The organism is Schinkia azotoformans (assembly GCF_035811335.1).
Classification (GTDB): domain Bacteria; phylum Bacillota; class Bacilli; order Bacillales; family Bacillaceae_J; genus Schinkia; species Schinkia azotoformans.
On the sequence record NZ_JARSMD010000024.1, the window covers coordinates 104,285 to 130,384 of the forward strand.

Consider the following 26,100-nt stretch of genomic DNA (forward strand, 5'->3'; position numbering starts at 1 on the left):
AAGAAAAGAGCTGCAATCTAGACTGCAACTCTTTTTTCTAAGCAAGTTCGATCTGTCGTGTTTCGTGTCCAACAAAAGCGACAGCCAAAACTCCGATAATAATACTTCCACAAAAAATTGAGAAAATAAAACCAATTGAATAGCCGGCACTTACTAAAGAACCTACTAAAAGCGGTCCCAAGATGCCTCCTATTCTGCCAACAGATGCCGCCATTCCTGTACCAGTTCCACGGATCACTGCCGGATATTGTTCCGGAGAATAGGCATATAAAGCGCCCCATGCCCCAAGATTGAAGAAGGATAATAATATCCCGGAGCCGATTAATAAAGCGGTCGATTCTGCTGTTCCAAATACAAAAGCTGATGCAGCGGTGCCTAATAAATAAGTAACTAGTACAAATTTACGGCCGATTCGTTCAATAAACCATGCTGCTGTAAAATATCCAGGCAATTGCGCAAGTGTCATGATCACCACATATTCAAAACTTTGGATCAAATTGAAACCTTTCATAACCATAACACTTGGCAACCATAGGAACATTCCATAGTAAGAAAAAACAACCGTAAACCAAACCGTCCACAGGACAAACGTGGAACGGGCATGCTCTTTCGACCAAACATCCTTTATATTTTGCAATACTGTCCGTTTTTCACTCTTTTTAGGTGAAAATGCCGGGGAGTCAGGCAGTTTTAATCGTAAATAAATAGCATATAAAGCAGGTAAGGCACTTAATAACAGAGCTATTCTCCAACCAAAAGCCGGAATAACGAAGTATGAAATTAGTGCCGCAATCAACCAACCCACAGCCCAAAAGCTTTCAAGCAATACTACAATACGACCACGGTCCTTCGCCGGGACAATTTCAGATACTAAGGTTGAGGCTACTGGCAATTCACCGCCAAGTCCCATCCCAACGAAAATCCGCAATATGAGAAAGATTGAAAGTGTTGTTGCAAAAGCTGAAAGTCCACTGGCTAGCGAAAATAAGACTAAGGTTATAATAAATATATTTTTTCTACCAATACGGTCTGCCCATATACCAAATACAAAAGCACCAACAGCCATACCGATCGAATTTATACTCCCGATCCAACCCATTTGTTGCGGTGTTAAACCCCAGTCTACCTTCAGGGCAGCAATGATAAATGATAGCATGCCAACATCCATTGCATCAAACATCCAACCCAGTCCAGCAATTCCTAATACTTTATTTCTTGAAATCGTTTTTTCTCCCATCTTGTACGTCTTTCCTCCTGTCTTGACAACTGTCTATATGTATTAACTATAAAGCATGATTTCAAAAATACAAGATTAATTTTGCTAAATTCGTAACCAATATGTCACCAATTCGCAACAGGACCATCAGTAATTTTACTGCTTCGTAAATTAAAATATATATAGAAATAGATAGCGCTTTCAAACCCCTGATTTGGAAAGGAATGTTGAAATATGAACTATAAAGATATTATCGTCAATCTTGAAGAAAATAAAAGAAAATTAGTAGAAAGATTAGAAAAAAAGGATTTAACAAGGGAGGAGTATGAATCAGTCCAAAATTCAATCCAGAATTATGATTATATTATCGAATTAACAGAAATGAATCACTTTGAGCGAGGAAATATAAATTAAAAAGGAGCTCTTGCACAAGCTCCTTTTTTTCATTTATATGATTATTCATTATTTCCAATTTCATATTTCGAACGATCAACGACTGTAATGTAAATCAAATAAACGACCAACCCAATACTTGTCGTAATGAAAGCCCAACCAAGGGTTATTTGTTCAATCTGCAAATAATTGTTGCACAATTGAACAGGAGAGTAAATATACAGCCATCCCATTAATAAAAATAAAACAGTAAACAGAATGATTACACCATTTTTAATTTTTTCACTTAGCTTTTTCCAGCTGTCACGGAGCGGAACTCCGGCCAAAAACGGTAAACTGATGAATTTAAATATCTCAACACTTAATTCGGTTAATGCCTCGTCCATGGTCCTCGGCATCATCCAAAACACAATTATAATGATAAATAATAAAATTCCGGGTATACCATTTTGATTCCAGTTTTCAAAAAATTGTGGAAAACGTATTTGAAAGAAACGAGCCATTAACAGTCCAGCTATAACTAGCATCGGCATTTGCATATGCATATGCAATGCCATTACGGATTCCAAAATGTAAGCAACAGGGGGCATAGCAAGGAAAATAAATAAGATTAAACCATATTTGGATTGTTCCATTATTTATCCCCCTCTTCCTTTTCAAGAATATCAATTACTGTTTGTGCTGCTTCATCAATTTTTTTATAATCCATTACATGTGTTAAACTCCCTTTTTTGTCTACAAAATAAAAGGCAGAGTTATGCGAGAAATTTCCGTTTTTATCAGGTATTACAATGACTCCAAAGGATTTTAACAGGGAATCTAATTCGGCTTGATCATTAATTCTCGCCATCCTCCATGTTTCCCCGTCACTATTAAATAGTTCTCTATATTTTTCTAATGTAGCTGGGTCATCCCTAGTTGGGTCAAAACTTATACTTAAAAATACAATGTCCTTATCAAAGTATTTTTTCGGGATCTTTTCATAAACTTGTGACATATTTTTTTCTAATTGCGGACAAACCGATCCACAAGATGTGTAAAGAAACGTAATAAATACATTTTTTCCTTCAAATTCACTGAATGAATAGGTACGACCTTTACTATCCTCTAGTGTGACACTTGGGAACTTTGGTTTCTCATCGACCAATTTATTTACCCTTGCCTTTTCAGCAGTAAACGCACTAAATCCGTCGGTTCCGATAAAAAACAAGCCGATTCCAAATATTATAACGAGCCAACAAGCTATTGTCGTATGGCGATTTTTGATCACGGAGATCACTTCCTGAATTATAGTTTTCTCTTACTTAGCATAAAGAGATAGCCCATAAAAATCGAGCTACCTCTCTATTTTAATTATTACCAAGTTTTGAATGGTGGTGATCCTGGAGGGCCATTCACAATCATTTCAACTAATGGTACAGTATAAGCCATTGCAATTGTAATGATCATTAATACAACCCAGATACCCCAACGTTCTGTCCAATATGGTGTTTTTTCATCATCACTTTGTGGTTCACCAATTGGGAATTCTGTAACACCTTTTGGTGCAAAGAACATAAGATTGAATGCTGCAAAAACTTGAATACAAACAGCGGTGAATAATAAAACTGCTCCGATACCAACTGCTAACATCCATGGATCCCATGATAAGGCCATCGGATGATCGAAATATGTTGTATAAGATGTTCTACGTGGTGATCCGCCATATAATCCAATATAGTGCATTGAGAATGACATAATCACCATACCAATTGTCCAAACGATTGTTTGGAAGACACCTAATTTATTCATAGCCGGTGTTAAAATACGTTTTGAAACATGCGGAATTAACCAGTAACTTACACCAAAAAATGTCATAACTACAGACATACCTAATGTTAAGTGGAAATGTCCGACAATCCACATCGTGTTATGCACAGTTTGATCTAATTGGTTTGTACTTTGAACAATACCACCTGCACCTGCTGGAGCAAAGGCAGCCATTCCAATAAATGGAGCTAAGAAACGAACATCGCCCCATGGTAACTTTTTAAACCAACCAAAAGCACCTTTTCCACCTTTTTCTCTACCTGTACGCTCCATTACAGCAAACATTGCATAAGCAGTCATTAAAGATGGGAAACCAATTGCTAAACTCATGAATACGTGCATAAATTTAATCGGTTCTGAAATACCTGGATCAATAATTTGGTGATGGAATCCACCAGTGATGTTCATAATTACTAGTGCAATAATTACGACACGAGTCAGCATATCACTAAAGCGTCTACCACCGATAATTTTTGGTACAATAACATACCAAGCAGATACAGCTGTTAAATACCAGATATTAACCGCAGTATGACCGAATGCCCAGAATAGGGTACGAGCAACCATAACATTGATTGTATCAACCCATCCTAAAGACCAAGGAATAATCATGAATAATACTTCAACTGCAACCATTAATGTTGCGCCTACTAATAGAATAAATACCCCAGTAGCAAAGAAAGAGAAAATCGGTACATGCTTTCCAGGATTATTCTTTCTCCAAGAAGCTACTTGAATAAAAGCCCCAATAGCAGCTGCCCATACACCCAATACTACAAATACTAACCCGAAATAGAACATTGGGTGTGCTTTCATAGGTGGATAGAATGAATACATAACTGAAGCTTCATTCATTAATACCGGAATTACTACTACTACAGTTCCGACAATTTTCAACCAAAATCCAGTCCATACGATCTTTCTAACTTTAGGAAGAAGTCCTCCTAATGTATGTGACATACCTGCATAAAAGTAACCAATTACAAACGTTGCTGAAAAGATAACGACTAATAATAAACCGTGTGCTGTTAATATTTGATAATAGTTTAATCCAAGCGGCATTTGTTGAAGTAAGCCTGCACGGTTTAAACCTTGTAATAGTCCTAACAGTCCACCTAATAGTACCGCAGTAAAAGCGACAAATAAATATGATTTTGTTATAATAGCATCTTGTGGTATTGCGCCAAGCATTTGATTTGATCTTTCTTTAAATGACGGCTTTGACATATTTGCCGTTGATGATGTAGGTTGCATGTAACTCCCCCCTTTTATTTAACCGTGATGGTTGTTGACATTAATTGGTGTCCGGCACCACAGTATTCATTACATAAAACTAAATAGTCACCAGGTTTATCAAACTTCTGTGTGATTTCTTGAACATAGCCTGGCATTACCATTGCATTTAGGTTTGTTCCCGCGACTTCAAATCCATGGACAACATCCTTTGAAGTTAACTTAAAATGAACTGTTGATCCTGCAGGAAACTCAAGTTTATTTGGTGTAAAGCTAAAAATTTGTAATGTCATGACCACTTCGTATTCATTTTCTCCAATCTGTGTAACACCAGGTTTATCAAATGGAGCTGTTTGATCCACTTTTTGTGGATCAAGTGTTGTTTGACCAGATGGTGTCCCCATTCCTAATGCAAAGGCCTGATAACCAGTAAGAATCATAAAACCCATAATCATACCGAAACTTAACGTCAGCCAAATCTTTTCCGATTTATGCATGTTCACCTATCTCCTTTCTAAATTCTCGCCATATATAGTCCGTACATTGCAATATACGTAACTAGAATTACAGCGCCAACAATCCCTACCCCGATAAAGGTTCCTATTCCCTCGCGGCCCTCTTTGACTACCTCTTGAGTATTTTTTGTTGTAGCCATCGAACTCCACCTCCCAAATGATTTTCTACCTCCATATTAATTGCAAATCATTTTCAATAATGTGCGTTAAATCACAGTCAATTATCAATTTTTGGTAAATAACGACGGCTATATGCCACTTTAACACTATGAAAACCCAGTAAACTCAAGGGTTCGACAACATCTTTAGCTTTGTCAATAGCTAAATAAAAAAATTAAAAAAATTTAATTTTTTTGGGAGATAAATGAAAAAAAGGATTAAAAAACCGCACCAGTGAGAGTTCACTGTGCAGTTTTTCGTCATCACGTATTTATTTCCTTGCCTATTTCCGATGCATTTTAAATTCTAAAAACAGGGCATTATAATAAGCTAAGTTCTTTTTGCCAAGATTTTCATAAACCTCAAGTTTTTCCGTTAATTCAGGTGATGGATAGAAGCGTTCATCCGTTACCATATCCCGAGGCATATATTTCAAAGCCTCCTTATTTGGTGTTGAATAGCTCACATATTCAGTATTTTGTGCTGCAACTTCTGGGTCAAGCATAAAATTGATAAATTGATGGGCAGCTTCGATGTTTTTAGCCGTTTTAGGGATAACCATATTGTCAAACCAGAGATTGGAACCTTCTTCCGGTACTACATAGTCTAAATTCTCATTTTCCGACATAATATCAGCTGCATCGCCTGACCACACAAGTCCAATCGCGGCTTCTTCATTTGCCATGAGCATCTTGATTTCATCACCAACAATCGCCTTCACATTCGGCGTCAGTCGATCCAGTTTTTCCTTTGCCTCCATTAAATGGTCTTTATTCGTATCATTTAATGAATACCCAAGACTATTTAGCCCCATTCCCATTACTTCTCTAGCACCATCAATTAAAAGAATTTGATTTTTCAATGCTGGATCCCATAAATCATTCCAACTTGTTATTTCCATCCCTTCCAGCAATGTTGGATTATAGACGATTCCAACGGTCCCCCAAAAATAAGGAATGGAATATTTATTTTCAGGATCAAACGGCAAGTCCATAAAACGTTCATCAATATACTTTAAATTTGGCAACTTGGAATGATCAAGTGGAATCAACAGGTCTTCTTCCCTCATTTTTTCTATCGTGTACTCGGAAGGAACTGCAATATCATAGGTTGTACCGCCTTGAACGATTTTTGTCATCATCGCTTCATTTGAATCAAAGGTTTCATAGATCACTTTAATACCCGTTTCTTTCTCAAAACGAGTGATCAGCTCCTCGTCAATATAATCACCCCAGTTATAAATGGTTAACGTATTTCCACTTGAATACCCCTGGGATGAATTTAATTGATCTAGCAACACTAATAAAACGACGGATGCTACGACAACTACCAATAACGAATGGACTAATCTTTTCATTTTCTAGCCCCCATTCCTCTTGGTTTATTTTTTTGTAAAATAAAATAATAGATGACAACTAATAATGTTGTAAATAAAAATAGTACAGTTGACAATGCATTAATATTTAAGGAAATTCCCCGACGGGCCAATGAGTATATTTCAACAGAAAGCGTACTAAAGCCATTTCCTGTTACAAAAAACGTCACAGCAAAATCATCAAACGAATACGTTAAGGCCATAAAAAAGCCAGCCATAATGCCCGGTGTTATATAGGGAAGAATAACCTTTGTCAGTACATCCCATTCGTTTGCACCTAGGTCTCTTGCCGCATCGATTAATGTCGGACTCATTTCATTTAACTTAGGCAAAACCATTAACACAACAATGGGAATGCTAAAAGCAATATGCGAGCATAACACGGAGATAAATCCAAGTTTCATTCCACCAACTGTAAATAATATCAAAAACGATGCACCAATAATGACATCCGGACTGACAATCAGCACATTATTTAATGATAATAAAGCTTGCTTTGTCTTTCTCTTTCTAACGTTATAAATAGCAAGAGCACCAAAAACACCAATGATGGTTGCTAACAGTGCAGATAATAATGCTACTACAACCGTATTCAGCACGATAATGAGAAGCCTCGTATCACTAAATAATTCTTTATACCAATCAAGGGTAAAGCCTTCAAAGTCATACATTGTTCCACCACTATTGAAAGAGTAGAACACTAAAAAGAAAATCGGCGTATATAAAATAACAAAAATAACCAGTAAATAAAGCTTTGAAATAGGTGCTAATTTTTGAGTCACCTTATACACCACGCTTTCTATTGCCAGTTACGCTCATAATTAAAAACATAATAATAATTAAAAATACAGCAATGGTTGCTCCCATTCCCCAGTCTTGTGTCACAAGGAAATGTTGTTCAATCGCAGTACCAAGGGTAATCACGCGGTTTCCAGCTATTAATCTTGTTAACATAAACAAAGAAAGAGCAGGAATAAAGACAACTTGACACCCCGATTTTACACCGTCCAACGTAAGTGGAAAAATCACTCTTCGGAACGTTGTCCATTTCGATGCTCCTAAATCATTGGCAGCATCAATTAAGGTTGGATTTAATTCATTTAATGCATTAAAAATAGGCAGAATCATAAATGGAATAAATATATAAACCGAAACAAATATAAAACTAAAATCCGTAAATAAGATCTGCTTGGTACCGACGCCAATGATTTCTAAAAATTGATTTGTCATTCCGTACGTACCGAAAATTCCTAAAAATGCATAGGCTTTTAATAATAAATTAATCCACGAAGGTGTAATAATTAATAAAAGCCAAAGATGCTTATGCCTCGTTTTCGTTAATAAAAAAGCAGTTGGGTATGCAATGAATAAAGAAAAGGCAGTAATTAAAAATGCATACCAAAAAGAGCTCAATGTCATATGTAAATAAACAGACGTAAAGAATTTTTGATAATTGATCAGTGAAAAATGTCCTTCAATATCAAAGAAGGAATAATAAAGTATTAAAAAAATCGGTGCAATGACAAAGAGTACAATCCAACCAGCATAAGGAATCATATAAAGATTACGTGTTAATTTAGAATTCATCATAATCTCCTTCCTCATATGATTCTAAACGGCGATCAAACTCTTCCTCACTCTCTCCAAAACGCATAACATGGATGGCTTCAGGCTCAAAATAGAGACCGATCTCTTCTCCAACTGTTGCTTTCTTAGTCGAATGAACAAGCCATTCATTTCCATCCTTGTCATAGCAGCTTATTTCATAATGTACACCTCTAAATAGTTGCGTATCTACTCGGACTTGTAATTTCCCTCGTTCGATTGAGGTAATTTCAAGATCTTCTGGACGAATGACTACTTCAACTGGTTCATTATCATGTAAACCTTTATCAACACACTCAAATCTTTTTCCAACAAATTCTACTTCGTAATCTCGAATCATTTTGCCATTTATAATATTCGATTCCCCAATAAAATCAGCAACAAATCGATTAATAGGCTCATCATAGATATCATTTGGAGTACCGCTCTGCTGAATTTTTCCTTGATTAAGGACAAAAATTTCATCCGACATCGCAAGAGCCTCTTCTTGGTCATGAGTAACAAAAATAAAGGTAATGCCTAGACGGCGTTGCAGTTCACGCAACTCATATTGCATTTCTGTGCGCAATTTTAAATCAAGCGCTGATAGAGGCTCGTCTAAAAGGATAATTTCCGGTTCATTCACAATCGCACGAGCAATGGCTACACGCTGCCGTTGTCCACCAGACATTTCTTTAATTTCACGGTTTTCATACCCTTTAAGGTTCACAAATTGCAGGGCTTCATGAACCTTTTTCTCTATCTCACTTTTTTTCATTTTTTTAATTCTCAAACCAAATGCTACATTTTCAAACACATTCAAATGCGGAAATAATGCATAATCTTGAAAAACAGTATTGACTTGCCTTTTATTTGCGGGAACTTGATTGACATTTTTGCCATTAAAATAAATATTGCCCGCTGAAGGCTCTGTAAATCCAGCTATCAAGCGAAGGATTGTTGTTTTACCGCAACCAGATGGCCCTAGTAGTGTGTAAAACTTCCCTCGTTCAAACTCCAAGCTAACGTTAACAAGAACAGCATCGTCATCATCATATTGCTTTGTTACATTTTCAAAGCGTATGATCGGTATATTCGTCAATAAAAACACTTCCTATGCCAAAAAATAAATTCGCCACTATTATACTAAAAAAACTAGAACACTGACTACACCCGGCTTTTAAAATCTCCTTAGAATAAAATGACCCACCATTGTCCGCATTGTTAAGAGGCGTGGTGGGTCCTGTTGTTATTATATTTAGTCGACAAGGGTCAAATACTTTTACAATTCTTCAAAAAGGTCCATTATCTTACAAAAGTAATAAAATCAACATTAACTGGCACTTCGCCGTTAGCGCGTAGTCGTGTATTAATTTGACCCCGATGATACTGTCCATGCATTGCTACATGCGTTAATATATCACGAACCGAATTAGTGAACTCTGTTCCTTTACTATTTTTATATAATAGTGATTGATCCAAATCCGACTCTTTTAAGTTAGTAAGATAGGTTGTAATAGTCATCTCATTTTGCATTATAAGTTCGGCACATTGTACCATATTCATTTCGGGCCATAATGGAATTTGGGGGCCATCTATACCTTGTAACCTAGTAAACCAAACTTTTTCAGCTGATAGAATATGGGAAAATAATCCGCATACCTCTTGCTTATCACCTTTAATATTTTGCAATGCGTCAAAAATATGAAGATTTGCCCAATGCAAATGCTCATACATTCTTTGAATTGTTTTCAAATTATATCCTCCTCTCGATCCACGAAGCAGATCACGAAATCTGTCCCTTCAGGTGTAGGTGCCTGCTCCCCATTACACGCACGAGCGCAAGCACCTTTCATCAATTATCCCAATCGAACCTAGTATTCTCTGATATTTCTCTCGTTTTTTCATTAGGGAGTGGATCTACTTTACTTACAGAAGGTAGCACTTCATACGCCTTATTTGTTATCCAAATTGTCAAACCTATGACAACGGCAGCTATGATTATACTAAAAATGATAACCCCCGTATATGACATAACAATAGCACCTCTTTTTCAACAATGTTTTATATATCAATATTAACAGAAGAAAGTGTAAATTACGAAATATTATACGATTCAGCCTCTTCGGGACACAGTTCCCGACCCTCTGTCCCAGTCAAACAAAAGAATGGTGCCAATAAACGAGCACCATTCTTTTCCCCAATTTATACAGTTTGTGGTATAGATTCATTCATATCTTCTTTAGCACCTACGCTAAGCCTTGAAGGGATCACAGAAATAATTAGTTCATCGTCTTCATGGTTAAGTATGATGGAACGATAACTTTCTCTTATATCGGCTATTTTCAACGTATCACCAATTTCCAAGTTTGTTACATCTATTAAAATTTCCTCTGGAATTTCTTTTACGTTCGCTGAAATGTTTAGTTCATAAAGCACTTGTTGTAGGATCCCTCCCACTTTAACACCTTCCGCTTCTCCTTTTATTACAACAGGGACCTTCGTGTTAATTTCACTAGTTAAATCCACATAAAGAAAATCGGCATGAATTATTTCTTTAGTGAGAGGGTCTACTTGATAGTCTCCTAGAATCACTTTCTCATCAATTCCTCCCACATTTAGAGAAAGAATCGCATATCTGCCATTTTGTCTTAATAATTTCAATAAATCTCCCTTGTAAACAGATATTGCTTTTGGTTCATGTTTTTTTCCGTAAACAACCGCGGGAATTTGGCCTTTACTTTTCAATTGATTTGAGGCTGATTTTCTAAAATCCTTTCTTACTTCCGCGACTAACTCTTTACTCATAGCACGTCACCTTCCGTTTCAGAATTTTAGACATTGAGATAATCATAATGATAGAATGTCTAATATGTACATAATAAATATGAACAACCTCATTATAGTAAATTGTATGTTTTTTATCAAATTTTTCAAACTTTGCAACTTCTTTATGCATCTATTATTATTCAAATTTAACAAAAACATATGAAAAAATGGGGTCAGTTCACCGCTGTTTTAACGTAGCGAAGGATTTCAATAGCTTCTTTCGCCAATCAAGGCTTTGTCGCTTGATTCTTCTACCATATTTCTTAAATCAGCCCCAGATAGATTCTGGAATACTCTTAGTCCAAACTCTTAATATACGCCCTAAAAACGCCGATATTGGTAAGGGCCCTACCATTCACAGGATTGTTCCGATCTATTTGATTTTCGGCATTGTATTCAGCAATTTCCCATTCCTTTTGAATAATGTAATCGGAAAGGTAATGTACTTTTTTAAATTTCTCAATCATTTCCTCGGTGCAAAACGTGATACTAGATGATAATCGAAAGATATTTTACTAATATAGTATCTAGTTCCATATCTAGTAGTAGATTATTAATGAATTGCATCTAGTACCCTCCGTTTTTATTTGCAGCATAAGCAACTTTACGGGAAAGGCATCTAAACTGTCAATTCCTAGTTTATCATTAATGAAAAAACGGTGCCCTAGCCCTGTGTTGTAATACTTCCGTTTTCCTAGGTCAGTTAAATCGAAGTGTTCATACGTTCCGAGAAACGTTAAAATAGCGAGTGATATTAATTTAGTCAACAGGTGCCAGGTACTTCGACATTAAATCAATCAACAAGCCACAGCGAATGTTCGCTTAAGTGCATTAGCTGCAGACTAGACACATCCTGTCCCAGTTTAAAAGATTTCTCTGATGAAAGTAAAATTCTTAAGAAGTTCGCTTTCATTGATTATGATAGTATTCGTTAGTTCTTTCGTTCTCAGCACGAATTCTTTAACACCAATAAACTCTGATTCACTTATTAAATAAAACTCTGTCTCCTTTTTGTAACCTTTAAATTGCCTTTTTAGACTATATACTTTCATTGAATAACTCCTAGCTATGAATTTTGCTGAGGCTACAATCCTAAACTGTCTTCCAACTTTAACTCTGCTAACAGATAGAGCACGGCCCATTCACAGGGTACCGTGCTCTACCAAAAAGTTATTTAACACATTCACAAATTTATTTAGCAGTTACTAACCTAGGAATTGCTTCACTCCAAAGTTTATGAAGTTCATCAACGGTATCTTTAATCACATGTTCACCGTTTACAGAAACAATTAATTTCCCATCGTTCGTTACCGAGCCGATTTGTCTCGCTTCTGTCCATAGATTTTGAAATTGTTCTTTGTTTTCTGCTTTTACAGTTACTAAGAATCTTGATTGTGATTCACTAAATAACGCTACCGTTACGTCACCAGTTAACCTAACTTCAACACCTAAACCTTGTCCATTAAACAAACTCTCAGCTAAGGCAACAGCAAGACCGCCTTCAGATAGATCATGTGCAGATACTATAAGACCTTCTTTAATTGCAGTCGCAAGTATGTTTTGACGGTTCGCTTCCACTTGTAAATCAATCACAGGGGCTTTTCCTAAATATTTACCAGCAATCATATTTTGCAGTTCACTGCCACCGAATTCAGGGAACGTTTCTCCAATTAAATAAACAAGGTCACCATTATTTTGGAAATGGTTTGGTGTCACATATTTTGTATTTTCGATTAGTCCGACCATACCAATGATAGGTGTTGGAAGAATCGCTTCGTCTTTTGATTGATTATACATGGAAACATTACCGCTAATAACGGGGGTCTGAAGAGCAAGACATGCCTCGCTGATACCATCAATGCTCTCTTCCATTTGCCAAAATACTTCTGGATTATTTGGGTTACCATAGTTCAGGCCATCTGTAATTGCAAGTGGTTTTGCACCAGAACAAACAAGATTACGTGCTGCTTCTGCCACGGCAATTTGTCCACCAACTTTTGGATCTAAATAAATATAACGAGAATTACAGTCCGTCGTAATCGCAATTGCTTTATCCGTACCATCGATTTTCACGATCGCCGCATCAGATCCAGGACCGACAATGGTGTTTCCTTGTGCCTCTGCATCATATTGCATGTATGCCCATTCCTTGCTCGCAATTGTCGGCTGCTGTAATAGTTGTCTTAACATCGCTTGATGATCTTCTACTGTAGGAACTTCATTTTCCATCGCTTGAAATTCTTGATAGTATGCCGCTTCTTTTGATGGTAAATGATAGACAGGTGCCTCATCAGCTAAAATATTGACAGGAATATCTACAACAATCTCACCGTGTTGCTTAATACGGAAGGTTTTCTCCTGTATAACCTCACCGATCACTGCCGCATCCACATCATGTTTCGCAAAAATATCAAGAATTTCCTGCTGCTGACCTTTTTTCACGACTAATAACATACGCTCCTGTGATTCAGACAGCATAATTTCATATGCATTCATACCTTCTTCGCGCTGTGGGACAAGGTCAAGATTCATCTCAATCCCCGTACCTGCTTTCGCTGCCATTTCACTCGCAGATGATGTTAATCCTGCCGCACCCATATCTTGAATACCAACTAATGCATCCGATTGAATGACTTCTAAGCATGCATTCATTAATTTTTTACCGATATGTGGATTACCGATTGCGACTGCAGATTTATTCTCTTCTTTTCCAGCCTCGACAACATCTGAGGAAAACGATGCACCACCAACTCCGTCTTTTCCGGTATCCCCTCCAGCATAAATAACCACATTACCAACACCAGCGGCAACACCTTTTTGCACATCGTCATGAGAAATGAGTCCAACAACCATCGCATTGACTAATGGATTTTCTTCATATTGCTCATCAAATTGTATCTCGCCGCCAACAGTTGGAACATCGATCACATTGCCATAGCTTGCAATCCCACGTACAACCTCAGAAAATAACATTTTTGTACGGTCATTATCTAGATTGCCAAAACGTAATGAATTCATCGCAGCAATTGGCTTTGCTCCCATTGAAAAGACATCACGCATAATTCCGCCAACACCCGTTGCCGAACCTTCAAATGGCTCGACAAAAGACGGACTATTATGACTTTCAATTTTAAAAACAACCGCTTGATTATCTCCAATATCAACAACCCCAGCACCTTCACCAGGTCCTTGTAAAACATGACTTCCTTTTGTTGGGAACCTTTTAAGTAATGGTTTCGATGATTTGTAGCTGCAATGCTCAGACCACATAGCAGAGAAAATACCCGTTTCCGTATAGTTCGGACGACGTTTTAATAGATCCTTCGCTAGTTGATACTCTTCGTCTGTTAACCCCATTTCCTTGTATATTTGTTCCTTTTCAATTCGCTCCGGGCTAATTTTATGTTGCGACATCAATAGCTCCCTCCAATATAATTTAAATTGTTTGGTAAATAAGGCTTATTTTTTCAACTAAGATACTCGCTTCTTCGATATCTTCTGCAACACTTACCTTCATCTGTCCACTATATCATAGCCACAACGACAGGTTTTGACAATACAAGGAAAATAAATAAAAAACCTTCTGTATGAACTGCACCCCAATTGTTAGACACCATCTAACAACTGGAGGTGCAGTTCACCTATGAATCCCACGGAATTGTCTGGATGGCTGATCAGGCACTCTATACATCAAAAACAAAGGGCAGAAACCGTGTGTGTCTTTATATTCAAGAAAATAAAAAAAAAGAAAAAGCTGAGCTAAGCTAGAGTTATTACAGTTATTTAAGGAGCAAGGTACAACTTTGCTCCCTTTTTAATAAAATTCATTCATCTAACAAAAGTAAAAAATCAACATTAACCGGTAATTCGCTGCTAGCACATAGTCGTGTATTAATTTGACCCCGATGGTGACTATTCGCTAATAAAAACAGAGCAATCACCAAACGTTTGCCCTGTTTTTGGATATGTTATTCTATTTCAACGCTTTTATCTTCGCCTTTTCTTTTTCTTCGTCCATTTTAAATTCATCTGTTACTTCGTCGACCATTTCTTTTGTCGATGACTTGAATTCTCTTAATGTTTCTCCAATCGCTTTGCCTAACTGAGGCAATTTTGATGGACCAAAAATAATTAGGGCAATTGCGAGAATTAGAATTAAACCGGGAACACCAATATTCATCATCTGTACTCAACTCCTTTGTATTATTAAACTAGCAATCCACCTTGTTGCAAATATTTTTCAATTCCTTCAGCAGCACGATAAGCCAGTGCTCCAACCGTCGCTGTAGGATTGTAGCCGGAGTTATGTGGGAATGCACTCGCACCAGGAATGAAGACATTATGAAAATCCCACATTTGCAAATAATTGTTAAGTACGCTTGTTTCCGGTTCAGCCCCCATGATGGCTCCACCGGTATTATGGGTTGATTGATATGGAACAATGTTATAAGGTCCCCGCTTGTTACTGGTAATAACATGATCAGCTCCCATTGCCTCCATAATTTTCCCTGCCTGAGTACCCGTAAATTCAATCAATTTTCGATCCTGTTCTTCAAAATCGAATGTTATTCGGAGAAGAGGATTCCCAAAGGCATCTTTATAAGTAGGATCCAAATCTAGAAAATGATGACGATATGGCATCGATGCACCTTGTGAACCAATATTTAATGTCCGGTTTGCATATTTAACTGACTGCTGTTTAAAATCTTTGCCCCAATTTCGTTCTGCATCTTTTGTCGTATTATTAGCAATTGGTCTTTTCCCTGTTTGCGAAAGCGAAATAATGCCACCATGGATAAACTCCAAATCGGAATGGTCAAAATTATCACCATTGAAGTCATCAAGTGCCGCACCTAGCGCACCAGCACCAGCATACGTATTAAATTCCCTATTTTCAAAAAATCCTACTGCCGATGCACCCATTGTTTGATAAGCATAGTTTTTACCAACAACACCACGACCCGTATCCGGATTGTAAGGTGTTCCCATTTGTGAAATGAGCAGTAACTTCACGTTATTCAATACGTAGCTTGTGACAGAGACCACCTCTGCTGGCTGAAAGATTTCCTCTCCCGTATTCGTATCGATGTATATTACACCTGTTGCTTTTTTCCCATCATGAATAATTTTAGTAACATTTGCATTAGTTCTAAGTTCAAAATTACCAGTTTGCTTTGCGACTGGAATAACGGTTACAATTGGATCAGCCTTAGAACCGAATTCACAGCCAAACCGCTCACAGAAGCCACAGTATTGACAGGCTGCCCGTTCAATTCCATCAGGATTTTTATAGTTTTCTGATAGGTTAGCTGACGGTAGGCGATATGGATGTAAACCTAGACTTTTAGAACCTTCCATAAATAGATTTATAGCAGGTGTCGATTTCATTGGTGGCGTTGGATACGGGTTCGAGCGTTTACCATGAAGTGGGTTCTCTTCACCTGAAATCCCACACATTTGTTCAAATTTATCAAAATAGGGTTCGATTACATCCCAAGTAATGCCCCAATCTTGAAGAGTCATATCCGCAGGAATTTTGTCTTTTCCATAACGTTCAATCGTTTTTGTCTTAATTTCAAAATCGTATGGAAGGAAGCGTACCGTCATCCCATTCCAGTGGGTACCAGCTCCTCCTACCCCATCGCCTAATAAAAACGAGCCATATTGGCGCATTGGTAGCGCTCTCATTTTTGTGTTGTTTCGAAAGGTAATCGTTTCTTTTGATAAATCCTGCATTAATTCAAACCGACTTGCATAGCGCAGTTCATCATGGCCCATTAAGAAATCTTCTGTCTTGCGCTCTTTACCTCTCTCTAATCCAACAACCTTGTAGCCTTTTTTCGCCAATTCCGCAGCAATAATTCCTCCCGTCCAGCCAAGGCCCACAATGACAACATCGGTTTTAGGTAGTTCCTTTGCCATATGATCACTTCCTCCTCTAATGTTGATGATTTTGATGCTGAGAATTTAAACTTTGCGGCTTAATAACTTGAAATTCCTCGGAATCGATGATTTGCGCATAGGTCATTTGGTGTCCTGGATAATTTTTCATTTTCCATGCTTCCATTTGATTATTCCCACCATACATTGGATCGGCATACACACCTTCAATTGTGACCGTTCTTAATTGGGCAAAGAAAGAAGATGCGGAAATTCCTTTTAATTCAACCTGATCTTGCTCAAAGGCAATGAGAACTTGATCTTGTTCTTCTGCAGTTAGTTGCTCGAATGGCTTTTGAAAGGTTTTTTGGCTGTAATCATGAAGACCTTGTAAGCCAATATCGAAAATTTGCTGACGATTTAAATGACCTTGATAACCTTGCGTCGCTTCACCTTTGAAAAATGGACCCATTGTATACTCTCGACCTCTTGTACCCCATGAACTCGCTAATTGATGGTCAATAAAATAGGCAACATTTAACTTTTTAGCACCGGGCCCAAGCTCATCTTCTGGAAAGATTCTTTCCGCTGCCGCCTCGGCAATTCTAAATTGCTGTGGACTAAAATACATCAAAGCGCGATTGGCATTATTTTCTACAATCTTCTCTACTGGAACTTCTTTCGTTACCTCAACTTCCTTTGTCTTTCGAAACTGACTGCCAATACCAGCGCCGACTGCCAGACCACCAATGGTTAACCCTGAATTTTTCAAAAAGTTTCTTCTGCTATACCTTTTTTGTTCCTCTTTGTTTTCCATTGATTACCCCTCCGTTTTTTTAGTTTTCTTAATAGACCACTTTGAACAGAGAATGCTGATTTCAAATAGTAGGAATAGAGGTATGATGATTAATAAATCTGAAACAACATCTGGCGGTGTCATAGAAACACCAATAACCACTAACACAAAATAGGCTAACTTTCTCATCTTTCTTAATTTATCAGGGTCCAAGATTCCTAGTTTTGTTAAAAATAAAACGACAACTGGCATTTCAAAAATAATACTAATTGGAAAAACAACATTAAACATAAACGTAAAATATTGGGCTATTCCATAGGTTTCCATCGCTCCGATATTTTGATTGATTGTTGACATAAAATCTAGAACCAATGGAAACACAACAAAATAACTAAAAGCAACTCCAATGATAAATAAGAAGAAAGAAAGCGGCACGTAAAGTAAAGTCCCTTTTGACTCATCTTCGGTTAATCCTGGTTTAACAAAAGCCCATGTCTGATAGAGAAAAATTGGTAAAGTAAATAAGAGGGCAACAATGAAAGCGCATTTAAAATAAATCAAAAAACCATCGGTAAATCCAAAGACATTCCAATCAATCGAAACAGATGCAGCTTTTTTAATATAGTTCAATAGTTTTTGAGAAATAAGAAAACCAATAGTTAAAGCCACTACAAAAACACTAATCACAATAATCAGACGTTTTCTTAATTCAGATAAATGTTCAACTAGTGTCAATTCCTCCTCAATATGTTCCATAGAAATCACCTTTTTACGATAATATTTTGCTACTGAACTATGAAACTTGAAAAGCACAATGGAAAAGGTTGACTTTCAATTTACAATCATTGTATTAAGGACATACATACAATATTCCCCATACTGTATATAAAAATATTTACTTTTTGTTTTTTTACTTAAAGAAAAAAACTCCCTAGTACAAACAATTAAAATTCTTGCTTGAATAAGGAGTTTCTATTATTAGCAGTACATATCTAACTTATAATCGACAGGCGCTATGCACTTCGACATTAAATAAAGTAAAAAAATTGATAAGTGACTGTTCACTAAAGCTTCAGGGGAGGTATTACTTTAACCGTATAGCTATATGGCCCAAATTCGAGTCCCATTTTGTTGGAAAGGTGATTTACAAATTCATCCTATTTATTGATTTTCAATTACAGATTTCGGATTCCCTCTCAAAGTATGCTTTAATACCTTCCCACTGGCATTACGTGGAAGTGTATTCATAAACACAACTTCTACAGGCAATTTATATTTAGCCAATTTTGTTTTGCAATAAGAAACGACTTGCTCTTCCAAAAGCTGTTGTCCTTCCTTTAAAACGATATACGCTTTTGGCACTTCTCCATATACTTGATGTGGTATGCCGATCACCGCAGCTTCTAATATTTCCGGTATTTGATATAATACTTCTTCAACCTCTATTGGATAAATATTTTCTCCGCCACGAATAATCATATCTTTTTTACGGTCAACAATATACAATAAACCGTCTTCATCAAAACGCCCTAAATCGCCACTATACATCCAGCTATCTCTAAGTACTATTTTTGTTTCTACTTCATTTTTAAAATAACCTTTCATGACTTGCGGCCCTTTAACAATAATTTCGCCTACTTCACCTACTGGTACAGCATTGCCATCTGGATCGACTACTTTAACCTCTGTCCGTGGCAGCATTTCACCGACTGAACCAATTTTGTTGAGCGCATAATGATCTTTTAGCGTCGTTGCGCCAGGGGAATTTTCCGTTTGTCCATATAAATTTTGCACCTTGATGTCTGGGAATTGCGTTTTTATTTGACGAACCAATACATACGGCATCGGTGCGGCACCGTATGCAAATAATCGTAAATTTGATAAGTCTATTTCCGCCATCCTAGGCATATTTAACATAATGCTATACATTGCTGGAACTCCAAAAAATATCGTCACCTTCTCTAATTCCATCGTATTTAGCGTTTTTTCAGGTGAAAAGGCCTCTTCAATTACAACGGTGCCTCCCTTATAGATTACCGGTACACTAAAACAGTGGGTAGCAGCACAATGAAAAAGGGGTGTTGAAATTTGCATACGATCTTCTGTTTTCAGCTCCAACGCTTCCCCCCAAATTTGGATGATAGCCCTAACATTACCTGCCGACAACATTACACCTTTTGGTTTTCCTGTGGTACCAGATGTATAAAAAATAATGGCGGTATCATCCTGATCTACTAATACTTCCTGAAAGGGTATAGAATTATCAAGAAGAATGTTTTCAAAGGTAGAATCCTTCCCAACTGCCAACAGATTCTCAAATTGTTCAAGATTAAGCTGATGAATAATCTCGTTGAGACGATCATCATAAATAAGCGCTTTTGCTGCAGAGTGAGTCAATATATATTCAATTTCCGGAACTGTTAATTTTGTATTAATAGGTATTACCGTAAAACCACCTAGTTGGCATGCATAATAACATATTAAAAAATAGTCCGAATTGTTAAGTAATAAAGCAATTTTATCTTCTTTTTGATAACCTTTTATTTGAAAATAACCCGCTAAATTCTTTGCCTGTTGGTAAAATTGGCCATACGTAGTTTCTCTTCCTTGAAATGTTGTAATCACCTTTTCAGATTGCACCTTTGAATGTTCTGCCAACTTTTCGAATACAAACATCGATCATAACCCCTTTCAAAATTGTACTGATTTAGTCAACCACACTTCTACCATTCTGGCTTCCAGTTCATTTACAACCTATTTTCAATTTATTGGAAGTTATAAATCTAGTTGTTTGGCAATAATGGTTTTCATAATTTCAGTGGATCCTGCGTAGATACTTGCAACAGGAGTATCCCGATAACGTCTAGCAATCTCATATTCTTCTATATAGCCGTATCCACCATGAAGGTGTAGACATTCTGCAGCAACCCGTTTTGTCATTTCAGTGATCCACCACTTTGCCATAGATGCTTCTTTAATTAGCTTTTCACCTTTTGCGTGTCGCTCAACTACTCGATGAATGAAGGAACGACCAAGCTCGATTTCTGTCGCCATTTCCGCAATTTTAAACTGTGTATTTTGGAATTTACTAATTAGGGTACCAAAGGCTTGACGATTTTTCACATAATCAATCGTCAAACGCAGCATCTCCTCCGCTTCAACCAGGCACTCAATCGCAACCACTAACCGTTCTTGCTGTAATTTGTCCATCAAATAATAAAACCCTTTCCCCTCTTCACCCAGCAGGTTAGAAACAGGCACCTTGGCATCCTCAAAAACGAGTTCTCCAGTATCACTACAATGCTGCCCAATTTTGTCCAGCTTCTTTCCTCTTTTAAAGCCTTCCGTCCCATTTTCAACCAGTAGCAAGCTTATTCCCCTATGGGAAGGGGAAGCTTTTGGATCTGTTTTGCAAACTAAGACAACTAAATCCCCGTAAATAGCATTTGTTATAAACGTTTTTTCTCCATTTACTATGTAATAGTCCCCTTCACGCCTTGCTGTTGTTTTGATGTTGGCTAAATCCGAGCCAGCTCCAGGTTCAGTCATGGCAACCGCTGTAATCACTTCACCACTTATACATCCTGGCAGCCATTTTTGTTTTTGCTCTTTTGTTCCCAGTGATAAAATGTAAGGGCTTACAATATCAGTGTGAAGCGTCATACTAGAAGCCAATCCCGCTCCAACCTTTTGAAGTTCTTCAATTAAAATCATTGAATACGTAAAGTCCAAACCTAATCCCCCGTACTCTTCTGCAATCCACGGACAAAGAAATCCATTTTCCCCCATCTTCAACCAAAATTCCCTTGGAATCTTTTGCTCTTTATCCCAATGGTTATAATAGGGATATGCTTCTTTCTCAAGCATTTTTCGCAGTGAATTTCGAAATATTTGATGTTCTTCCGTAAAAAAAGTTGCTTCCATTTTCAAACCTCCATTTTCAAACTAGTCTAAACTCCTTTATTTTTATCTATCCTTATAAAGGCTATGAGTATAGATAAAACCCTTTGCCACTTTTTCGTCCTAGCTCTCCTGCTGCAACCATTTTTCTTAACAATTCTGGGACTCTATATTTTGAATCTTGGGTTTTAATATATAATGCTTCTTGTATATGTAGCATCGTATCTAATCCAATCATATCCGCAAGTCGAAGTGGTCCAATCGGATGATTAGCCCCTAGCATCATACCTTTATCAACGTCCTCCGGAGATGCTGTACCTTCATCCACTAGAGAAATAGCTTCACAAATCAGCGGAACAAGAAGGCGATTAACTACAAATAAAGGAGTGTCATTCACACGTATACTTTCTTTATTGATTGATGAAACAAACTCTTCTGCTTTTTCTAGTGTTTTATTAGACGTTTCCTCCGTACCCGTTATTTCTACTAGATTCATCAATGGTACTGGGTTGAAAAAATGCAAACCACATACACGGTCACGACGATTTGTTGCGGAAGCAATTTCTGAAATTAACAAACTGGATGTATTAGAAGCCAGAATTGTTTTCTGTTCACATAATTCATCAAGCTCTTTAAATAAAGCTAGCTTTATCTCAATATTCTCAATAATTGCTTCGATCACAAGATCTGCGTTCTTTAAATGATTTTTGTCTGTTGTAAATGCGACACGATTTACAATTTCATCCACTTGAATTTCCGTTTTCTTTTGAGCAAGCTTCTCTAAGTTTTTTGAGATTATCTGTTTTGCTTTAGTTAACACATCCTTGTTAACATCCACTAATACAACTTCATAACCACTCGTTGCAAAGACTTGGGCGATCCCATTACCCATAATTCCTGATCCAACTACACCAATTTTCATTTCTACTCCTCCTCTTTAACGAAAAAACTAGGGAAATTCATCTTAACTAATCGAGACGATTTGCAGGTTAGACATGTTCAATTACCATTGCGATTCCTTGCCCACCGCCAATACATAAACTCGCAACAGCATATCTGCCATTACGACGTCTTAATTCATAGGCAGAAGATAGTAATATTCGCGCTCCACTTGCTCCTACTGGATGACCTAGAGCAATTGCGCCTCCATTTACATTTGTTTTTTCACGGTCCAAACTTAATTCTTTTTCCACGGCGAGATACTGAGCCGCAAAGGCTTCATTTACTTCTACCACATCGATATCAGCTAGTGTAAGCTCAGCGCGTTCCAATGCTTTCTTAATGGCAGGAACTGGACCAATCCCCATTATCGAAGGGTCAACACCAGCCACGGCCCAAGATACAATTCTTGCAATTGGTTTTAGGTTATTTTCAACAACAGCGTTCTTACCTGCAACAATCAAAGATACTGCACCATCGTTAATTCCAGACGCATTCCCTGCAGTGACAGTACCATCTTGCTTAAAGGATGGTTTGAGTAGACTCATAGATTCTAAGCTTGCATCCGGTTTAAGATGTTCATCTTTAGAAATCATGATGCTACCTTTTCTTGTCTTTACCTTGACAGGCACAATCTCTTCTGCAAAGATTTGATTTGTTGCTGCTTTTGCTGCTCGTTTATTGGATTCAATTGCAAACAAATCCTGTTCTGTTCTAGAGATTTCATACATTTCTGCCAACTTTTCAGCAGTCATCCCCATCCCTTTCCCCGTATATTGGTCAGTTAAGGTTGCTAAAAGCATATCCTCCGATGATAAATTCCCCATTTTCGGGCCAAATCTTTGCGTAAAATTGGAAAATGGTGCTTGTGACATGTTTTCTGCACCACCAGCCAATACAATATTGGCATCCCCTACTAAAATATGTTGTGCGGCACAAACAACAGACTGCATTCCTGAACCGCATAAACGATTTAATGTTAAAGCCGGCACTTCTTGCGGTATGCCACTATACAACCCAATATGGCGAGAAAGATAGGGGGCACTTTTTTGGGTGTGAATAACATTTCCGAAAATAACATGGTTAATCTGTTCCGGAACTACCTTTGACCGTTTCATAGCCTCAACTGCTGTAGCAGTCCCAAGCTCTGTTGCACTCATATTAGTAAAAGAACCTCCAAATTTTCCAAAAGCTGTCCTAGCGCCATCAACTATATATACTTCACTCATTACTATTCCTCCTATCGATCTTTTCATATACTTTTATGCCCTACTACCTTCTCGAAAAGTCCGCCTTTCGTTTTTCCATGAATGCTTTAACCCCCTCCTTCATATCTTGGGTAAGGCAAAGACTTGCAAAATATTTAGTTTCCAATTCCTGCCCTTCTGCTAAGGAAACATCTAATCCTCTATTCACTACAGCTTTTACATTTGATATCGACAAAGGGGCATTATTTACTATTTGCTTTGCTAAACGAACGGAAGCTTCATAGGATTCACCATTCGGAACAACTTCTTCTACTAATCCATAATTAATCGCCTCCTCAGCACTAATGGCAGCACCTGTAAACATCATTTTTTTTGCTTTTCCAGGTCCAATCAGTCTACTAAGACGCTGAGTACCTCCATATCCTGGCAAAATCCCAAGTCTTGTTTCTGGGAGACCCAATTTTGCCTTCTGCTCTGCTATTCGTATATCACAAGCGAGCGCCAATTCCAGACCACCTCCTAATGCAAATCCATTAATGGCACAAATCACAGGAAACGGTGCATTTTCTAATTTATCAAAAATCTCTTTTCCTTTTTCAACTAAATGCTTACCGCTTTCCTCATTAAGAGTAGGAAATTGGTTAATATCTGCCCCAGCCACAAAAGCTTTTTCACCATTACCACGGATGATTAAAACCCTGCATATTGGTTGGGCCAATATTTCATTGATAACGTCATCTATTTCTGATAATAATTCATCAGTAAGAACATTTAATGGAGGATTGTCAATTGTCAGAGTATAAATAAACCCATTAATCTCGTACATAACGAAGTTACGCTTTACTTCTTTCAACATGCATCTCCCTTCCTTTTAAACGACGATTATTCTTATACTAACTAATAAAACATTAAACATTACCCTTACAAAGTTTGGATTAACTATCCTTAACGTCTAGCGCAAATTACTGAAAATTAGGAAAATTAATCTTATCAGCTTTACTTACAGAATCCTCTATAGAAGTAACTTTATTAAAGAGTTTGAATAAATATTTGCAATTTCTTTTTCGCTATATTTCCCATCAGTAGAATACCATGTTTGAATCCAGTTCATTGCTCCTAAAATCATCATTCGTGCCATTTTTGGATCTGATACCGAGAATTCACCTTTGCTCAGACCTTCCTCAATGATTCTATCAATGATTGAAGTAATTTTTTCCCTTTGCTCTAAGACACTTCGAAGATGGTTTTCTTCAATAAATAATTGTTCAGGTTGAATAATCATATTAAACATATCTCTTTCATTTATTAGAAATTTAATATGGGTTATAATCGCTTTCTCTATTTTTGCGCGAGCCGGTAAATCCATTCGGCTAATTTCCTCCATTACCGTAATTGCCTCATTAAAAATTAATTCGTGACACTGAAATACTAATTGTTCCTTGCTGTCAAAATAGTAATAGAGTGATCCTTTTGTCATTAATAATTCCGCTGCTATATCATCCATTGTTGCACGATCATACCCTTTTTCTTTGACAATCTTTGCTGCTGAACGTAGCATCTCTATACGTTTCTTCTCTGTTTTTTGCTTACGTAAACTCATGTTTAACACCTTTTCCCCCTTCCCATCAAACTAAGTGCATATTTTTATAATATTCTTATCATTTAATTACATTCTAATGGGTTAAAATTTAAATATCAAGTATTTGTTTGAATTTTCATAATATTCTTAAGTCAAAAAAACATATTAGCGATCAGTAACAGTGACTGTTCGCTAACACTATAAGATCATTCATCCGCATTGTCTCTTTGACACTTCTTTGATTGCTATAAATTGACAATGAAATATTTTCTTAAAATTCTCCAATGTTCACCATCTGTACGCGACACATTTGGAAATTTACCAACTTCTGATGATTTTATAAGATACGTGGTGCATCCTAATAGCTTCATTAGTAGTATATATTTCTTCTACAGTAGAACCGTTTGACTGAAAATGAGTGCTTTTGGCTAACGTATAATGGACGTCCCCTGTTGAATAGGCTTGCACTACTTTCTCTTATTGCCCAAACAAAAATGTGTTTGAAAGTGCTACAATACTAATAAGGAGCAAATCAGTTTTTTTCTGCAGAGGTTAAATTCTCACTAGTGTCCTTTTCCGCAATTATGGATCTCTCTGAGGAATTTCTTGTGTATTTACAGTTGATTGTACGCCCGAATTTTTTCACAACAAAAAACCTCCACAATAATAACTCAACTTTCGCAGA

25 protein-coding genes are annotated in these 26,100 nt (G+C 37.1%); 1 reads left to right on the forward strand and 24 read right to left on the reverse strand.

Translation table 11 applies throughout. The annotated features are described in order from the left end of the window. Positions 1–37: 37 nt before the first annotated feature. Positions 38–1,237, reverse strand: a complete 1,200-nt coding sequence (locus P9E47_RS14960) for an MFS transporter (protein ID WP_326163879.1) — start codon at positions 1,235–1,237, stop codon at positions 38–40. Positions 1,238–1,450: 213 nt separating this feature from the next. Here P9E47_RS14960 and P9E47_RS14965 point away from each other — a divergent pair, with 213 nt between their 5' ends. Further along, on the forward strand, positions 1,451–1,630 hold the full coding sequence (locus tag P9E47_RS14965; protein ID WP_039957070.1) for a DUF3896 family protein: 180 nt from the start codon (positions 1,451–1,453) through the stop codon (positions 1,628–1,630). Positions 1,631–1,671: 41 nt separating this feature from the next. Here P9E47_RS14965 and P9E47_RS14970 read toward each other — a convergent pair whose 3' ends face one another. The 23 genes from P9E47_RS14970 to P9E47_RS15080 form a co-directional block, all read right to left on the reverse strand. Further along, entirely contained in the window at positions 1,672–2,244 is a 573-nt protein-coding gene (locus P9E47_RS14970; protein ID WP_003330503.1) for a hypothetical protein, read from the reverse strand. Then, a complete protein-coding gene (locus P9E47_RS14975; protein ID WP_003330502.1) occupies positions 2,244–2,879 on the reverse strand; it encodes an SCO family protein in 636 nt (211 codons plus the stop codon). Before P9E47_RS14975 ends, P9E47_RS14970 begins: the two co-directional genes overlap by 1 nt. Before the next feature lie 86 nt (positions 2,880–2,965). Then, positions 2,966–4,672 (reverse strand): cbb3-type cytochrome c oxidase subunit I, encoded by a 1,707-nt coding sequence (locus P9E47_RS14980; RefSeq protein ID WP_326163880.1) that lies wholly within the window; start codon positions 4,670–4,672, stop codon positions 2,966–2,968. Between the two features lie 14 nt (positions 4,673–4,686). Continuing rightward, positions 4,687–5,148, reverse strand: a complete 462-nt coding sequence (locus P9E47_RS14985) for a cytochrome c oxidase subunit II (RefSeq protein ID WP_003330500.1) — start codon at positions 5,146–5,148, stop codon at positions 4,687–4,689. A 17-nt stretch (positions 5,149–5,165) separates the two neighbouring features. Then, positions 5,166–5,306, reverse strand: a complete 141-nt coding sequence (locus P9E47_RS14990) for a hypothetical protein (protein WP_157382080.1) — start codon at positions 5,304–5,306, stop codon at positions 5,166–5,168. Between the two features lie 302 nt (positions 5,307–5,608). Next, positions 5,609–6,682 (reverse strand): ABC transporter substrate-binding protein, encoded by a 1,074-nt coding sequence (locus P9E47_RS14995; RefSeq protein ID WP_003330499.1) that lies wholly within the window; start codon positions 6,680–6,682, stop codon positions 5,609–5,611. Further along, a complete protein-coding gene (locus tag P9E47_RS15000) occupies positions 6,679–7,482 on the reverse strand; it encodes an ABC transporter permease (protein WP_326163881.1) in 804 nt (267 codons plus the stop codon). Before P9E47_RS15000 ends, P9E47_RS14995 begins: the two co-directional genes overlap by 4 nt. Position 7,483: 1 nt before the next feature. Further along, positions 7,484–8,287: an ABC transporter permease gene (locus tag P9E47_RS15005; protein WP_003330497.1), complete on the reverse strand. Its 804-nt coding sequence runs from the start codon at positions 8,285–8,287 to the stop codon at positions 7,484–7,486. After that, complete coding sequence (locus P9E47_RS15010; RefSeq protein ID WP_003330496.1) at positions 8,277–9,386, reverse strand: ABC transporter ATP-binding protein; 1,110 nt, start codon at positions 9,384–9,386, stop codon at positions 8,277–8,279. The genes P9E47_RS15005 and P9E47_RS15010 overlap by 11 nt, the downstream gene beginning before the upstream one ends. A 203-nt stretch (positions 9,387–9,589) precedes the next feature. Further along, complete coding sequence (locus tag P9E47_RS15015) at positions 9,590–10,039, reverse strand: DinB family protein (RefSeq protein ID WP_326163882.1); 450 nt, start codon at positions 10,037–10,039, stop codon at positions 9,590–9,592. Positions 10,040–10,489: 450 nt separating this feature from the next. After that, positions 10,490–11,092, reverse strand: coding sequence for a 50S ribosomal protein L25 (locus tag P9E47_RS15020; protein ID WP_003330494.1), 603 nt, complete (start codon positions 11,090–11,092; stop codon positions 10,490–10,492). Positions 11,093–11,976: 884 nt separating this feature from the next. Next, on the reverse strand, positions 11,977–12,165 hold the full coding sequence (locus tag P9E47_RS15025; protein WP_326163884.1) for a hypothetical protein: 189 nt from the start codon (positions 12,163–12,165) through the stop codon (positions 11,977–11,979). A 139-nt stretch (positions 12,166–12,304) separates the two neighbouring features. Further along, positions 12,305–14,527 (reverse strand): phosphoribosylformylglycinamidine synthase subunit PurL, encoded by a 2,223-nt coding sequence (gene purL, locus P9E47_RS15030; protein WP_326163885.1) that lies wholly within the window; start codon positions 14,525–14,527, stop codon positions 12,305–12,307. A 559-nt stretch (positions 14,528–15,086) separates the two neighbouring features. Continuing rightward, complete coding sequence (gene tatA, locus P9E47_RS15035) at positions 15,087–15,296, reverse strand: twin-arginine translocase TatA/TatE family subunit (RefSeq protein ID WP_003330490.1); 210 nt, start codon at positions 15,294–15,296, stop codon at positions 15,087–15,089. 23 nt (positions 15,297–15,319) lie between these two features. After that, positions 15,320–17,035: a GMC family oxidoreductase gene (locus P9E47_RS15040; protein ID WP_326163886.1), complete on the reverse strand. Its 1,716-nt coding sequence runs from the start codon at positions 17,033–17,035 to the stop codon at positions 15,320–15,322. 16 nt (positions 17,036–17,051) lie between these two features. After that, positions 17,052–17,810: a gluconate 2-dehydrogenase subunit 3 family protein gene (locus P9E47_RS15045; RefSeq protein ID WP_003330487.1), complete on the reverse strand. Its 759-nt coding sequence runs from the start codon at positions 17,808–17,810 to the stop codon at positions 17,052–17,054. Positions 17,811–17,813: 3 nt separating this feature from the next. Next, positions 17,814–18,545, reverse strand: coding sequence for a twin-arginine translocase subunit TatC (tatC, locus tag P9E47_RS15050; RefSeq protein WP_003330486.1), 732 nt, complete (start codon positions 18,543–18,545; stop codon positions 17,814–17,816). Positions 18,546–18,950: 405 nt separating this feature from the next. Continuing rightward, positions 18,951–20,465, reverse strand: a complete 1,515-nt coding sequence (locus tag P9E47_RS15055) for a class I adenylate-forming enzyme family protein (protein WP_326163888.1) — start codon at positions 20,463–20,465, stop codon at positions 18,951–18,953. A 99-nt stretch (positions 20,466–20,564) separates the two neighbouring features. Continuing rightward, complete coding sequence (locus P9E47_RS15060; protein ID WP_326163889.1) at positions 20,565–21,713, reverse strand: acyl-CoA dehydrogenase family protein; 1,149 nt, start codon at positions 21,711–21,713, stop codon at positions 20,565–20,567. Between the two features lie 61 nt (positions 21,714–21,774). Continuing rightward, the gene (locus P9E47_RS15065; RefSeq protein WP_003330483.1) at positions 21,775–22,611 is read right to left on the reverse strand and encodes a 3-hydroxyacyl-CoA dehydrogenase family protein; all 837 of its coding nucleotides are present in this window, start codon (positions 22,609–22,611) and stop codon (positions 21,775–21,777) included. A 67-nt stretch (positions 22,612–22,678) separates the two neighbouring features. After that, positions 22,679–23,857, reverse strand: coding sequence for an acetyl-CoA C-acetyltransferase (locus P9E47_RS15070; RefSeq protein WP_003330482.1), 1,179 nt, complete (start codon positions 23,855–23,857; stop codon positions 22,679–22,681). Between the two features lie 43 nt (positions 23,858–23,900). Then, positions 23,901–24,692 carry an enoyl-CoA hydratase/isomerase family protein gene (locus tag P9E47_RS15075; RefSeq protein WP_326163890.1) on the reverse strand — a complete coding sequence of 264 codons (792 nt, stop codon included), beginning with the start codon at positions 24,690–24,692 and terminating at the stop codon, positions 23,901–23,903. Positions 24,693–24,848: 156 nt separating this feature from the next. Beyond that, positions 24,849–25,436, reverse strand: a complete 588-nt coding sequence (locus P9E47_RS15080) for a TetR/AcrR family transcriptional regulator (protein WP_003330480.1) — start codon at positions 25,434–25,436, stop codon at positions 24,849–24,851. Positions 25,437–26,100: the final 664 nt, after the last annotated feature.